Origin of the sequence: Lysinibacillus sp. UBA5990 (assembly GCF_002429815.1) — a bacterium.
In the GTDB taxonomy this organism is placed as follows: Bacteria; Bacillota; Bacilli; order Bacillales_A; family Planococcaceae; genus Lysinibacillus; species Lysinibacillus fusiformis.
The window spans coordinates 470,411-484,465 of sequence record NZ_DJAY01000011.1 but is presented as its reverse complement, the minus strand read 5'-3'; the positions used below and the strand labels follow the sequence as shown (position 1 = coordinate 484,465).

The window sequence follows — 14,055 nt, the reverse complement described above, 5'->3', positions numbered from 1 at the left end:
TTTCCTATAAACTGTCCATGAAAATAGAGCTCTCCAAAATATTTTGGACAGCTCAAAGTAAAACTATATGACAGAGGGCATTCACACCGCCAATGCTGTAGACTTTAGTTTTTTGACGGTGTTACCCTAGCCAGAAAAGCATATTAATACTCATCATCTCGGAAACCGAAATCACGTAAATGTGTTGATTTATTACGCCAATCTTTTTGGACTTTTACCCATAGTTCTAAATAGACTTTAGAACCTAATAGCATTTCGATATCCTTTCGTGCACGTGTCCCTACTTCCTTTAATAGGGCTCCACGTTTACCAATGACAATACCTTTTTGTGAATCACGTTCAACCATTATAGTGGCTGAGACATGAATTTTATCATTGTTTTCCTCATCTCTACGGATTTTATCAATAACAACCGCAATGGAATGTGGAATTTCTTCGCGTGTTAAATGTAACACTTTCTCACGAATAAGCTCAGAAATGATGAAACGCTCTGGATGATCCGTTACTTGGTCGGCTGGGTAATATTGTGGCCCCTCTGGTAAATACTTCGACAATGTGTCCAGTAAGCTTTCTACGTTATTGCCTTGTAACGCTGAAATAGGAATAATTTCAGCAAATTCATAGCGCTCCTTATAGCTCTCTATAATTCCAAGTAACTCATCTGGATGAATCTGATCAATTTTATTAATAACAAGGAATACTGGCGTCGAATTTCCCGCCAACATTTCTAGAATAAACTCATCGCCTTTGCCAAGCTTCTGCTCAGCATTAACCATGAACAAAATCACGTCCACTTCACGCAATGTATTTTTGGCAACTTTTAACATAAAATCACCAAGTTTATGTTTTGGCTTATGGATACCTGGCGTATCAATAAAAATCATTTGGCTATCAGTTGATGTCAGTACACCTTGTACTTTATTTCGTGTTGTTTGTGGTTTATCACTCATGATCGCAATTTTCTGGCCAATGACACGATTCAAAAATGTCGATTTGCCAACATTGGGGCGACCAATAATAGAGATAAAGCCTGACTTATAGCCACTTCTAGTTTCCAGCATTCTCTAAATCCTCCGTTGTAAATGCAAACGGTAATAATTCGCCCACTGACGTTACCGTAACATCACCTTTTAAATTCGTTAAATAAACAGGCATCGTCGGTGCGCAAAATTCCATCATCACCTGACGACATGCTCCACATGGCGCGCATGGGCCTTCTGTATCTGCAACAATGGCAATAGCCTCGAATTCATAGGTACCTTCTGACACAGCCTTAAAAAATGCCGTACGCTCAGCACAATTCGTCATACTATAGCCTGCATTTTCAATATTACAACCGTGAATAACTTCTCCGGCCTTCGTTAAAAGAGCTGCTCCTACTTTAAATTTTGAGTATGGAACATATGCTTTTTCACGCGCTTTTTTAGATTCCTCTAGTAATGCATGCATATCAATTGTCATCTATAATATTTCTCCCTCACGTTAGTATAATACAGTTTATTTTTCATATCAGTTACTCACTTCGATTACAACCATTTTGGTAGGAAGATAAGTAATCCGATTATAGCACTGAATAGCGCAAATACAAGCACAGCACCTGCAGCGATATCTTTTGCCTGCTTGGCGAGTGGGTGGAAGTTCGGTGAAGCCAAATCCACTACTCTCTCAATAGCTGTATTGATCATTTCCAATGCAAACATAAGTGCTATTAATAGTAGCACAATATACCATTCCGTTCGAGACAAACCTGTAAAATAACCAGCCAGTATGACAATGACTGCACTCACAATATGTGATTTTAAATTTTGTTCTTTACTTGCAGTTAAAATGCCTTCAAACGCATAGCCAAATGATCGCAAGTATTTACGCAAATCCATTTAATCTCGTCCTAAACCAAAAGTTTGTAATATTTCATCTTGTTTTGTAAACATCACTTTTTCCTCTTCAGGCTCCATATGGTCATAACCGAGTAAATGTAAAAAGCCATGGACAGCTAAAAAACCTAATTCTCTTTCAAAGGAGTGATTGTATTCCTCTGCCTGCTCTTTTGCACGATCTGTAGAAATAATAATATCGCCTAATACACGGGGCATTCCTTCAAAAGTTACAGCTATTTCACCTTCACCTAGTTCCTCCAATGCAAAGGAAATGACATCGGTTGGTTGATCTTTCCCCCGATACTCGCGGTTTATATCTTGAATCGTGTCATTTGTGACAAACGTGACAGAGACCTCTGTTTCTGGCTCGATGTTTTCTACACTCGCTGCATGTTGCAAAAGCTTTTCTACAAGCTCTGTATGCTGTGCTGCAACTTCATTTGTTTCATCAGTAAAATCAATTGTTAAAATCATAGATCCTCCTACTTATCTGCCTTAGGATACTCAATACGTGAATGGAAAATTCCGTTCAATGTTTCGCAAAGTACTCTCTCTATACATTTTAACTCTTTTATTGAAATATCGCATTCATCAAACTGGTTATCTTGTACTCGATCGTCAATGATAGCTCTTACTAGCTTATGAATTTTCTCAGAATTCGGCTCTTTCATTGAACGTACTGCCGCCTCTACACTATCCGCCACACTTATTATGGCAGCTTCCTTTGTTTGCGGTTTAGGACCAGGATATCTGAATGTAGCTTCATCAATGGATTTCCCTTGTTCTTTCGCTTTATATAAGAAAAACTTTAACAGACTCGTACCATGATGCTGTAATGCAATATCAATAATTTCCTGAGGCATTTTATAGCGTCTTAACATGTCAGCACCGTCAGTTGTATGAGCAATGATAATTTCTGCACTTGTTTCAGGAGGCAATGAATCGTGCGGATTAATTCCTGACATCTGATTTTCTATGAAAAAAGCTGGTCTCTTTGTTTTTCCGATATCATGATAGTAGCACCCTACACGTGCTAGTAACCCATCTGCTCCTATTTCTTCGCAGGCAGCTTCAGCTAAGTTTGCGACCATCACACTATGATGATATGTTCCCGGTGCTTCCATTAGTAATTTTTTTAATAATGGATGATTGGGATTGGATAGCTCAATTAAACGCAATGACGATAATAAACTAAATGCTGACTCAAAGAATGGTAAAAGACCCATTGTCAACGCTCCAGAAAGCAATGCAGATAACATAGCTGCAACAAAGTAAAACACTAATTCTGGTAAACCATAGGATGATTGTGTCATTAATAAATAGAAGGCGATAAAAGCCATATTTACAAGAGAGATAACCGCAACTGCCTGTAAAATATGTGACCGCTTCTCCACACTACGCAAAAAGAATAAACTTGCAAACCCTCCAAAAATGATATAAAGCGTAATTTCCATTTGCATAACGGATGAATAACCTTCTTGAAAAATAACGCCAGCCGAGGCAGCAGTCATAACTGTAACGAGGACTGCTGCTTTATCATCTGCCAATAGGCGCACAAGCATCGTAGCCAATGCCGTTGGGAAAAGGAAGGCAATGGTCACATCAAACCCGCCAGAAACTAAGCTAATAAATTTCATTAGCAAGATGGACAAACTATAAACAATCACTGTTACCAATAATGCATTTCGTTTTTTTCGTTCGTTAGCCTCCCAACGCTCGAATAAAATATACATAAACACCATTTGGAGCAGTGTTAAAATTATGAGTCCTGCAATTGGTTTTAAGGAAGCTTGATTACTGATCATCCCTAAAAGCTCTAATTGTCGAAATGCCTCTTTATCAATAATCTGGCCTTCCTGCACAATAATTTGACCTTGTAAAATTCTTGTAGGTTCTACACTTTCCTTCGCTTGTTCTTTTCTTATTTTCGTTTGCTCTTCGTTAACGGTTTCATTTTCAATAATGCTTGTACGGCCAATTAAAACAACCGTGTTGAATATTTTATCTGGATACCCTCTTTGTCCTCGAATTTTCGTCTCAAAGTCATTTTGAGCAACAAAGACATTTTCAGGTCGAATGGATTTTTGTAAGTATTCCTCTACCGTTTTGGATAATTGGATACTTGTTCTATTTAAATCCTCATCGCTCTGCACTAAAAGTCCTTCTAGCTGCGAATCCGTAAAGATGAGTGGCATTTGATCTTCATCGAGCGATTCAAATTTTTTGCGAAGCTGCCCTACTTGATCGGCAATTGCAATAGGTTCCTTACTATTTGCCACATCCTTTTTTACCTCAAGTACATAATCAAATAACGATGTGACAATCGCTGCTCTTTGCTTGGCGACATCCTCCGAAAATTGATAGACCGGGCCTACTGCAGTTGCGGCTTTTTCCCGCTCTTGCTGTGTCTTGTAGGTATCTTCTATTGTTTTAGTAGATCGTACGGTTTCAGGCGCTAACTGTAAAGGTTTGAAATCATATGTAACTCCTTTAACATTGCCATACATCAAGCCAAATTGTAGGCATCCTGTTAAAATGAGAATGATGATAATAAAATAGCGAAAACCGATAAGCTCTGTAAATTTTCGAAGTTGTTTCTCCATCTGGCACCTCCTCTATCTACCTACTATCATACCAATTCAACATACATTTTTCTCGAAAAATGTATAAGAAAGCAAAAAACAGCTATACAAATTTGTATAGCTGTCACATTTTTTTCCATTTTTTGACCATTTTTTTAATTCTCATTCACAGGGCGGACTTTTTTAAACCCTATTGCCCCTGTCGCTTTGCTTTCGGAGCAGAAATTCTAAAGTTGCTGTTCTTCGTAGGCTTGAATGATTTTGGCTACTATTGGGTGACGGACAACATCACCCTGTTCTAACACTTGGAAATGGATTGATTTTACATATTTTAATGTGCGTTCTGCTACGATCAAGCCAGACTCCGTATTTTTAGGCAAATCAATTTGTGTTTTATCACCTGTAATTACCATTTTCGAACCAAAGCCTAGTCGTGTTAAAAACATTTTCATTTGTTGATGAGTTGTATTTTGTGCTTCATCTAAAATAACGAAAGCATCATCTAATGTACGGCCACGCATATAAGCCAATGGTGCAATTTCAATAGTTCCACGTTCAATCAACCGTTGCGTCTGTTCAGCACCGTAGATGTCGTTTAAGGCGTCATAGAGAGGTCTTAAATAAGGATCTACCTTTTCCTTTAAATCACCAGGAAGGAAGCCTAGAGACTCACCTGCTTCAACAGCTGGACGAGTTAAAATAATGCGCTTGACATGCCCATTTTTAAGTGCCTGCGTTGCCATGACTACCGCTAAATACGTTTTCCCAGTACCGGCTGGACCAATACCAAAAACAACGTCTTTATGACGGATTGCTTGTATGTATTCTCTTTGACCAATTGTTTTTGCACGAATCGGTTTACCTTTTGTCGTGCGTGCTATTTCTTCATCATAAAGTTCTGCAAAATATTCAATGGTACCTTTTTGAGTCATTTCAATAGCTGTAGATACATCACGCTGATCAATATTAATACCTTTGCGAATGACCTTCAATAATGCATGCAGCAGAAATGTTGCCTGTTCCTTAGCACTTTCTTCACCCGCAAGTTGAATTTGTTCACCACGGGTAATGATATGAACATTAAGTGCTTCCTCAACCAGCTTCATATTTGCATCGGAAATTCCGAGTAGCATAACCGCTTCGTTTGGATTATCCACTTGTAATACAGTTAACTGTTCTGACATAATCATTCTCCTTGTAGGCCATGTATTGGACTTGCAATGTTTTCATTGACTAAAAATAGAACTTTCCCTTCAACTGTACCATTACCCCACTTTGCCTGTAAAAGGTTTTCTTTTTTGATGATGGATTTTGCAGGTAACGAACGTATTACTTTTTCATGCAGGAGTGGGATGAGTAAAGACTCGATTTTCGATTCATCAAGCTCCACCTGCATAGTTTTCGTTTGCTGTTCCTCCACAATTGAAACATAAGGGTCTAGCCAATTCGGTAAATCCTTTTTTTGCACATAATCAACTTTTTCTTGATGAATACCTTTCACCAATACTCGCCATTGCTTTTGTTGCAAGGTTTCCATTGTAATCTTTGTAGGAATTTTAAATGTACATTCTAGCCAATAGTCTGCAAAAACCTCACCCTTTGCGCCAACAAAGACATGATTTGTTCCACTTTCAATCACTCCACTAACAAGGACATCCCCCTCATAGGCCGTATCATTAATTGAAATTTTCCGCTCCCCATTTTGGATATCAAAGTGAGTAATAATACCGCTTTTAGTTGCTACTAATTGAGATGCCAATTTTTCATTTGTCTGCTTCGTTTGTTTAGGCGATTCCTGTGGTCTTAGTACCACGCGTCCTCCATTTTTTTCAATATGCACCCATGAGAGCTCTCGATGCTGTTCTAATAGCTTTTGGCGTATAACAGTATTAGAAGGTAAATTTTTTTTAGAAAGTGGTGTTTCTAATTGAAAGGTATCATGAAAGGTTTTACCTAAGCGCTGCTCCAATTCAGGTGTCGCTGCATCTATGTCTACTTTCCAAATCACTTGCGCACCAAGTATTGGGATGGCAATCATCAAAGCCAAACCAAGCAAAGTCCAAACCTGAGCTCGGAAAACTTGCAGCTCATCCGCATAAAAAACAGCCATTTTCAAGCGAAAACCTCTTCTTATACGGCGAATTTTTGGCAAATGATGCATCGTTGTTTCAAATGAAACCTCTTGTTCTCTAAAGACAACACGCTTTAATGGAACATGTTGTGCGTGCAATGCTTGAATAAAAGGATGAACATTTTCATGACGCTTTATACGTATAATGATTGGCCGATTATTCCACATTTTTGCTCACACCCATATTCTTTGTCATTTTCATATGAATCTCTTGTAAGTTTTCAACAGAGAGATGAAGCATTTCTTCTTTTAGTGCATGAATCTTCACCAAATCCGCAGTAACAGTAATATGATAATCTGCATAAGCAAACGAACATGTCGTTGCATCTGCATGAATAAAACGGTAAGGTCCAATGATTTTTAATGATTCATATTCGGACAATTCAAGTAGTGGCGTTAATTGAAATAATTTTTTCATAAAAAAAATGCCTCCTTCTTCGGCAATATATGCATCGAAAAAGGAGGACATGCTAGTTATTTTCTTTTTGCTTTTGGAGGACCTAATATTTCAGCCATTACCACAGCCTGCATGAGAGCATTTTTAGATTGCGGAACTCGGAAAGGAGAATGAGTCCCAGTTGCTTTCACTTCTTCTTTCCCAGCTGCTAAGCGTCCTTTTTGCTCGCGGATAGACGAGCGGTGTGGCACATCAGCTGGAATGACAGGTGGCGCAACATAGCTTGGGACTTCCTTCTTCACTTGTTCCTCAACATATTTTTTAGTCTCTTGAACCTTTTCATTTTCTGGAATCCAATCCCCAATAAATTCTCGAGCAAAATCTTCAAAACTTTGTGGTCTTTGATGACGTTGCGGAGTTTCTTCCTGAATAGGTGACTCTACACGTGTATCCTTATTATTAAAAGGAGGCATCGGTTTTTGTGGTTTTTTATTTTTTGATTTTCCGAAAATAGAGCTGACTATGGCAATTATTGCAAAAATAATTAATTGTTCCATATGTTAGTTCCGCTCCTTTCCGTTATTAAACATTTGGTTCATTTGTTTCTGGTTTATCGTTGCTTACTTTTGAAATGGAATCACGCATAGCCGTATCAGCTTGAATGTTACGATAGTTCATGTAATCCATAATACCAAGATTACCTGAGCGTAATGCTTCCGCCATCGCTTGAGGTACTTCTGCTTCAGCTTCTACTACTTTCGCTTTCATCTCTTGAACACGAGCAATCATTTCTTGCTCATTCGCTACAGCCATTGCACGACGTTCCTCAGCTTTTGCCTGGGCAATGTTTTTATCTGCCTGCGCTTGCTCAATTTGTAATTCTGCCCCAATGTTTTTACCAATATCTACATCGGCAATGTCAATGGATAAGATTTCAAAGGCTGTCCCTGAATCCAAACCTTTTGATAAAACTGTTTGTGAAATCATATCTGGATTTTCAAGAACTGTCGTATGACTAGAAGCGCTACCAATTGTAGAAACGATCCCTTCACCTACACGAGCAATAACCGTTTCTTCACCAGCACCACCGACTAAACGTTCAATGTTTGCGCGCACTGTAATACGTGCCTTCGCTTTTACTTCAATCCCGTTCATAGCAACACCTGCAATAAATGGTGTTTCAATGACTTTTGGGTTAACAGACATTTGTACAGCTTCTAATACATCACGCCCCGCTAAATCAATTGCCGCACAACGTTCAAATGTTAACTCGATATTTGCACGATGGGCTGCGATTAACGCATTGACAACACGGTCTACATTACCACCCGCTAAATAGTGACTCTCAAGCTGATTAATCGTTACAGGTAAACCTGCTTTATGTGCTTTAATCAACGGATTTACAATTCGAGACGGAATTACACGACGTAAACGCATCCCAATTAGTGTGAAAATGCTAACACGGACACCTGCAGCCAGTGCAGAAATCCATAGCGCTACTGGTACAAAGGTAAAGAATACCGCTAGTACAATGAATAAAATAACCAATCCAGCTATAGGACCAATTAATGCTAAATCAAAACCCATTTTCTATTCCTCCATCTCTTTTTCTGTTTGTCTCACGACAATACGTGAGCCTTCAACTTTAATAATTTCTACATGTTTATTTGCATCGACATAGCCGCCCTCTGATACAACATCAATGCGTTCACTGCCAAGAACCATTGTACCCGATGGACGTAATGGAGTAAGTGTAGTCCCTACTTTTCCTAACAATTCTGTGCGATTGACGTTGGATACATAGCCCTCTTCTGTCGTAGTTGCATCCATTAACACCAGCCTGTTTAAGACATGCAGTTTTTTCCCGAAAAATTTCATCAGAATCACCATTCCTATAATCGCTATTACAAGCGCAATGAGAATTGCTACTATCATTTGCATAATATTTGCACCTGCCAGTAATAAACTTAGTATTATGAGCACACCACCTAAAATACCGACAATTCCACCAGGAACAAAAAACTCTGCAACTACAAGTGCTAAACCAATAATAAATAACAATAAGGATTCATAGCCAGCAAAGCCCGCAACCATGTGTCCAAAGAAAAATAATCCAAGTGCTGATAATCCCATTGTACCTGGAACTCCAAATCCTGGCGAATAGAGTTCCATAACAAGACCTAGACTTGCAATGGATAATAAAATTGGAACAATGATTGGATTTGTAATAAAACGAGCCAATTTCTCAGAGAATGTTGGTTCGATTGGAACGACATCACTCTCTTGTAAGTCTATTTTCTCTAAAAGTTCCTGAAAATTTTTCACGGTACCCTCTGAGTATTCGACTTTTAATGCCTCCGATGCTGAAAGCGTTAATAGATTTTTTCCTTCCGCACGGTACTCCGGCAATTCATAACTCGAATCAGCCATTGCTAAAGCATACTTAGGATCTCGACCTGACGTTTCCGCTGCTGCCGACATTTGAGCAAGCCATGCACTATTTGCTTTCAAATCAGCTGCATTACCAGCTGAATCAATGACAGCTGCTGCACCAATTGTTCCATTGGGCACCATGTAGATTTCATCCGCATGTAAGGCTAAAAAAGCACCTGCTGAATGGGCATCCTTATTAATAAAAGCAATCGTACGTATATCCGTTGCATCCATAAGCATGGCGATATCACTTGCTGCATTCACAAATCCGCCAGGCGTATGTATATCTAAAATAATCGCTTTCGCATTGTTTTCTTTAGCCTCATTAAAAGCTCGTTCTAAAAATGCGTGAAGCCCTCGCTCTACTTCATTATGAATAGGAACGTGGTAAACCTTACTGCTTGCAAAAGCCGAAGTTAATGGAAACGCTAACAAAAAAGTCATCCATATCACTAGAAAGTAACTAAGGATTCTCCGTTTTCGCACCTTTTTCCCTCCCTTCTAACATGCCTCTCCTCTGTATATACGGTCGAACATGTAAAAAGTTTCACAAATCTAAAAAATTATTTCGACTATAAGTACATGTTGCTTATATTACTTAGTATTACACAAAAAAGCCGAATGAATCTATATGATATCCATCCGGCTTTCTCATATGTACGTAAAATGAGCAATGTAAAATACCTGAAATTAATTACAGCTGTAATTAATTTCAGGTATATCTTTGTCTGCTCAGTGAATCATACGATTGCGTGTTATGAACGTAGGGATTTTTAATGGGAAATTAAATTACCACTTACGTTTACGTGCAGCTTCTGATTTCTTTTTACGTTTTACGCTAGGTTTTTCGTAGAACTCGCGCTTTCTAACTTCTTGAATTGTACCACTTTTTGATACAGTACGTTTGAAGCGGCGAAGAGCATCTTCAAGCGATTCGTTTTTGCGAACGACAGTTTTTGACATCTCTCTTTCCCTCCCTCCGAACACACGTCAATACACAATTAGGCAAATCACCTTCTGTTGTGTACTAAAAAATTATATCGTATTGTCTAATAATGGTCAATAGAAAGTGTACGAAAATATCAAGTGAATTTTTGGTTTTATTTCTAATTGGAATTAGATGATCAAATTTTGCTCACAATAAAAAAATAATTGCATTTTTCACATTCAATTTAATACTGGCCAAATCTCAAACATTGAGAACGGAGGACCCAAAATATTGGGGTTAATTCTGCAAATGCAGAAAGGATGAAAACTCTTTCGCCATCCTACCCGTCAGCTAACTTCGTCGGCTAAAGCGAAGGAGGTCCTATTCGACCACCATTATAGCATATTTTCTCCTATCCTTTTACATGCTTTTTTAGTTGGTCTTTTTTTATACATTTTTAAAATCAAGTTATTTTACATCTTATAGAGGAGAACAAGATGAACACTTTTAGAAACACATTAAATCCTCCAAAAATTCTTGTACTTGGCTTTGCACTTATTATTATCATAGGAACTTTTCTTTTAACGATACCTCTTTCAACAGAAGATGGAAAAGGACTTTCGTTTTTAAATGCATTATTCACCGCTACATCAGCAACTTGTGTAACGGGATTAATTGTTGTCGATACAGGTGATACATTTTCAGTTTTCGGAGAAGTAGTCATTTTATTCTTAATCCAAATTGGTGGTTTAGGATTCATGACATTTGCAACATTGTTATTTTTATTACTTGGGAAAAAAATATCTTTAAAAGAAAGACTTTTGCTTAAGGAAGCATTTAATAATATTTCCATTGCTGGCCTTGTTAAATTAGTAAAGAGAATACTGCTCTTTACAGCATTGATTGAAATGATTGGTGGTCTTATTTTATCTATTCGTTTTTCTTTTGATATGCCTATAGGAAAAGCTGTTTATTTCGGTTTTTTCCATGCAATTTCCAATTTCAATAACGCAGGTTTTGATTTAATGGGCGGATTTAACGGAATGACAGCTTATGTAGATGACCCATTCGTTGTTTTAACAATTTGCGTTCTCATTACATTTGGAGGCTTGGGATTTATTGTCATGAATGAACTATATGAATATCGAGTTACTAAAAGACTTTCCGTCCATACAAAAATTGTTTTAGCGTCTACATTTATTTTAACGGTTAGCGCTACCATTTTGATATTGATGTTTGAATTTAGAAATGATGAAACACTCGGTCCTTTAACTGAATGGGGCAAAGTATTAGGCTCTTTTTACCAAGCTGTTACACCAAGAACAGCAGGTTCCAATACACTGGCTATTGGTGACTTAACACATTCTACATTATTTTTAATAATTCTCTTAATGTTTATTGGAGCTGGACCTGGCTCCACTGCAGGTGGTATAAAAATAACAACTTTCGCAGTATTAGTTGCTACGATGTGGTCACAAATCAGGGGGAAAGAAGACGTTATTTTATTTAAACGTAGAATTGTCACTGAAACTATCTTAAAGGCTTTGACTGTCACAATGTGTGGAGTACTTATCGTTGTTGTTGTGACAATCATTCTAAGCATTACTGAAGAACGCCATAGTTTCATGATGTATTTATTTGAAGCAACCTCTGCATTTGGTACTGTCGGTCTTTCGATGGGGTTGACACCTGAGTTATCCCCCACTGGTAGACTTCTCATTATTTTAACAATGTTTGCCGGAAGACTAGGTCCATTAACCATTGCTTTCGCTATTACAAAACGTCGAAAAACAGAAGCCTTTCGACATCCTAAAGGCAATATTATGATTGGATAACAAAATTAGAGGAGTGTGTTATAGCTATGGCGATTAAACAATATGCTGTTATTGGCCTAGGAAGATTCGGAACAAGTGTTGCTCGTAGACTACATGAAGCTGGACAAGAAATTTTAGGAATTGATATTAACGAAGAAAGAGTGGAGGATGCAGAGCCCTATGTTACCCACGCTGTAGTAGCTGATACAACTGAAGAAAAGGCCTTAACCTCTATTGGTATTGGAAATTTTGATTGCGTTATAGTGGCTATAGGTAACGATATGCAGTCAAGTATTTTAACGGTATCTTTATTAAAAGAACTAGGGATAAAAAAAGTTATTGCTAAGGCCCTCGGTAAAAGACATGGTCAAGTTTTGGATAAAGTAGGAGCTGATTGGATTATTTATCCTGAGCGAGATATGGGAGAGCGCGTGGCGAATCAGCTATTGTCTCCGAATATGCTGAATTATATCGAATTGTCTAAGGAATATAGTATAGAAGAAATTATGATCCCTTCAAAAATGGCTGGGCAAAATCTGCGAGATTTAGATTTGCGTGCGAAATATAACGTTAGTGTTATTGCCATTGTTCGAGAAGGAGAAATCATTATTTCCCCTTCCCCTGAGCAAAACATGGAACAGGAAGATATTTTAGTGATGATTGGCCATCGAAAAGAACTCGCTTTTTTTTCAAACATACAATAACACAAAAAGGCTGTTTCAAGACCCCTTGATACAGCCAGCCACTTTTTCTTAGAAGATCTTCTGTTGATCTCTATCGTCTTTTAAAATTTCTACCGCCTCTCTAAAACGTTGAGAATGGACAATTTCACGTTCCCGTAAAAACTTCAAACTGTCATTTAAATCGGTATCATCAGATAAATCAATAATCCATTGATAGGTGGCACGTGCTTTTTCCTCTGCCGCAATATCTTCATATAAATCAGCTATTGGGTCCCCTTTTGCCTGAATATAAGTTGCTGTAAATGGCACACCAGAAGCATTTTGATAAAATAAAGCTCTATCATGATTTACGTAATGGTCCCCTAATCCCGCTTCTTTTAGCATTTCTGGCGTAGCATCTTTTGTAAGCTTGTAAATCATCGTAGCAATCATTTCTAAATGTGAAAATTCCTCTGTCGCTATATCTGTTAATAAACCAACCACTTTGTCTGGAATCGTATAGCGTTGATTCATATAACGAAGTGCTGCTGCTAATTCCCCATCAGCACCCCCATATTGCTCAATTAAAAATTTAGCAAGCATAGGGTTACAAGTACTAACCTTTACTGGGTATTGAAGTTTTTTTTCATAATACCACAAGAATAAATTCCTCCTAATTATATGTTATACTTGCCACGGCCATGGGGTATCAACCCAATTAAAAGGATAATCTGAATAACTTCTTCCAAAATTCATTAATGGACCAAATTTTTGTTCAAAGTTTACTTTAAGCTTCATACTTTTTTCAGTGTTTTCATTAAATTGTTGAATGGCAGCATAATCATGTGGATGTGTGTCTAAATAGAGATTTAACTCAACGATGACGAAATCAATTGCCTGTATTTCTTCAAGTAAGGTATAAAATTCGGGCGGCATCTTTTTAGTCATGCTTCATCCCTCCTTTTAATTGGAAATGGATAGGGACTAAATAATTGTGGCCATAGTGTTCCTGCCATAAGTGCCTCTCTTGGGGTTTGGAATTGGGGAAGTCCAGGTGGTTGAAAACCCATATATAATTGTGGTGGCGTAGCATAATACTTTACTTCGATGGGCTTGCAGGGATCAAAGGGACTAATATAGGGCTTCCAATACTTATACTGCGTAAACATAACATCCTCCTTTCTATATTCAAAATCATCAGTGGAGTATATGTGATGGTAGTAGGTATTAT

17 protein-coding genes and 1 riboswitch are annotated in these 14,055 nt (G+C 37.9%); of the genes, 2 read left to right on the top strand and 15 right to left on the bottom strand.

The window, feature by feature from the left end:
* Positions 1-143: 143 nt before the first annotated feature.
* The 12 genes from era to rpsU form a co-directional block, all read right to left on the bottom strand.
* Entirely contained in the window at positions 144-1,061 is a 918-nt protein-coding gene (gene era / locus B3D94_RS09850; RefSeq protein ID WP_025114286.1) for a GTPase Era, read from the bottom strand.
* Positions 1,048-1,461, bottom strand: a complete 414-nt coding sequence (locus B3D94_RS09845) for a cytidine deaminase (protein WP_008179431.1) — start codon at positions 1,459-1,461, stop codon at positions 1,048-1,050. The genes era and B3D94_RS09845 overlap by 14 nt, the downstream gene beginning before the upstream one ends.
* Before the next feature lie 65 nt (positions 1,462-1,526).
* Positions 1,527-1,877 carry a diacylglycerol kinase family protein gene (locus tag B3D94_RS09840; RefSeq protein ID WP_291757195.1) on the bottom strand — a complete coding sequence of 117 codons (351 nt, stop codon included), beginning with the start codon at positions 1,875-1,877 and terminating at the stop codon, positions 1,527-1,529.
* Positions 1,878-2,351 carry an rRNA maturation RNase YbeY gene (gene ybeY, locus B3D94_RS09835; RefSeq protein WP_069482018.1) on the bottom strand — a complete coding sequence of 158 codons (474 nt, stop codon included), beginning with the start codon at positions 2,349-2,351 and terminating at the stop codon, positions 1,878-1,880.
* A gap of 8 nt (positions 2,352-2,359) precedes the next feature.
* Positions 2,360-4,480 (bottom strand): HD family phosphohydrolase, encoded by a 2,121-nt coding sequence (locus B3D94_RS09830; RefSeq protein ID WP_069482019.1) that lies wholly within the window; start codon positions 4,478-4,480, stop codon positions 2,360-2,362.
* Between the two features lie 206 nt (positions 4,481-4,686).
* A complete protein-coding gene (locus tag B3D94_RS09825) occupies positions 4,687-5,643 on the bottom strand; it encodes a PhoH family protein (RefSeq protein ID WP_069482020.1) in 957 nt (318 codons plus the stop codon).
* Positions 5,644-5,645: 2 nt separating this feature from the next.
* The gene (locus tag B3D94_RS09820) at positions 5,646-6,758 is read right to left on the bottom strand and encodes a sporulation protein YqfD (protein WP_291757191.1); all 1,113 of its coding nucleotides are present in this window, start codon (positions 6,756-6,758) and stop codon (positions 5,646-5,648) included.
* On the bottom strand, positions 6,748-7,008 hold the full coding sequence (locus B3D94_RS09815; protein ID WP_069482022.1) for a hypothetical protein: 261 nt from the start codon (positions 7,006-7,008) through the stop codon (positions 6,748-6,750). Before B3D94_RS09815 ends, B3D94_RS09820 begins: the two co-directional genes overlap by 11 nt.
* Before the next feature lie 56 nt (positions 7,009-7,064).
* Entirely contained in the window at positions 7,065-7,544 is a 480-nt protein-coding gene (locus B3D94_RS09810; RefSeq protein WP_069482023.1) for a hypothetical protein, read from the bottom strand.
* A gap of 25 nt (positions 7,545-7,569) precedes the next feature.
* Entirely contained in the window at positions 7,570-8,574 is a 1,005-nt protein-coding gene (gene floA / locus B3D94_RS09805; RefSeq protein ID WP_069482024.1) for a flotillin-like protein FloA, read from the bottom strand.
* Between the two features lie 3 nt (positions 8,575-8,577).
* Entirely contained in the window at positions 8,578-9,906 is a 1,329-nt protein-coding gene (locus B3D94_RS09800) for an NfeD family protein (protein ID WP_069482025.1), read from the bottom strand.
* Positions 9,907-10,209: 303 nt separating this feature from the next.
* Entirely contained in the window at positions 10,210-10,383 is a 174-nt protein-coding gene (gene rpsU / locus B3D94_RS09795) for a 30S ribosomal protein S21 (RefSeq protein ID WP_004227078.1), read from the bottom strand.
* Positions 10,384-10,590: 207 nt separating this feature from the next.
* Positions 10,591-10,729: riboswitch (cyclic di-AMP (ydaO/yuaA leader) on the top strand.
* 116 nt (positions 10,730-10,845) lie between these two features.
* On the opposite strand from rpsU, the gene B3D94_RS09790 reads away from it, so the two are divergent.
* Positions 10,846-12,183, top strand: a complete 1,338-nt coding sequence (locus B3D94_RS09790) for a TrkH family potassium uptake protein (protein WP_291757135.1) — start codon at positions 10,846-10,848, stop codon at positions 12,181-12,183.
* Positions 12,184-12,209: 26 nt separating this feature from the next.
* The gene (locus B3D94_RS09785; RefSeq protein ID WP_291757132.1) at positions 12,210-12,866 is read left to right on the top strand and encodes a potassium channel family protein; all 657 of its coding nucleotides are present in this window, start codon (positions 12,210-12,212) and stop codon (positions 12,864-12,866) included.
* A 48-nt stretch (positions 12,867-12,914) separates the two neighbouring features.
* Here B3D94_RS09785 and B3D94_RS09780 read toward each other — a convergent pair whose 3' ends face one another.
* Genes B3D94_RS09780 through B3D94_RS09770 form a run of 3 tightly spaced genes read right to left on the bottom strand, consistent with a single transcriptional unit; the run spans position 12,915 to position 13,993 of the window.
* Positions 12,915-13,484: a manganese catalase family protein gene (locus B3D94_RS09780; RefSeq protein WP_031417041.1), complete on the bottom strand. Its 570-nt coding sequence runs from the start codon at positions 13,482-13,484 to the stop codon at positions 12,915-12,917.
* 24 nt (positions 13,485-13,508) lie between these two features.
* Positions 13,509-13,772 carry a spore coat protein CotJB gene (locus B3D94_RS09775; RefSeq protein WP_008179462.1) on the bottom strand — a complete coding sequence of 88 codons (264 nt, stop codon included), beginning with the start codon at positions 13,770-13,772 and terminating at the stop codon, positions 13,509-13,511.
* Positions 13,769-13,993, bottom strand: a complete 225-nt coding sequence (locus B3D94_RS09770; RefSeq protein ID WP_069482028.1) for a spore coat associated protein CotJA — start codon at positions 13,991-13,993, stop codon at positions 13,769-13,771. The genes B3D94_RS09775 and B3D94_RS09770 overlap by 4 nt, the downstream gene beginning before the upstream one ends.
* Between the last annotated feature and the right edge of the window lie 62 nt (positions 13,994-14,055).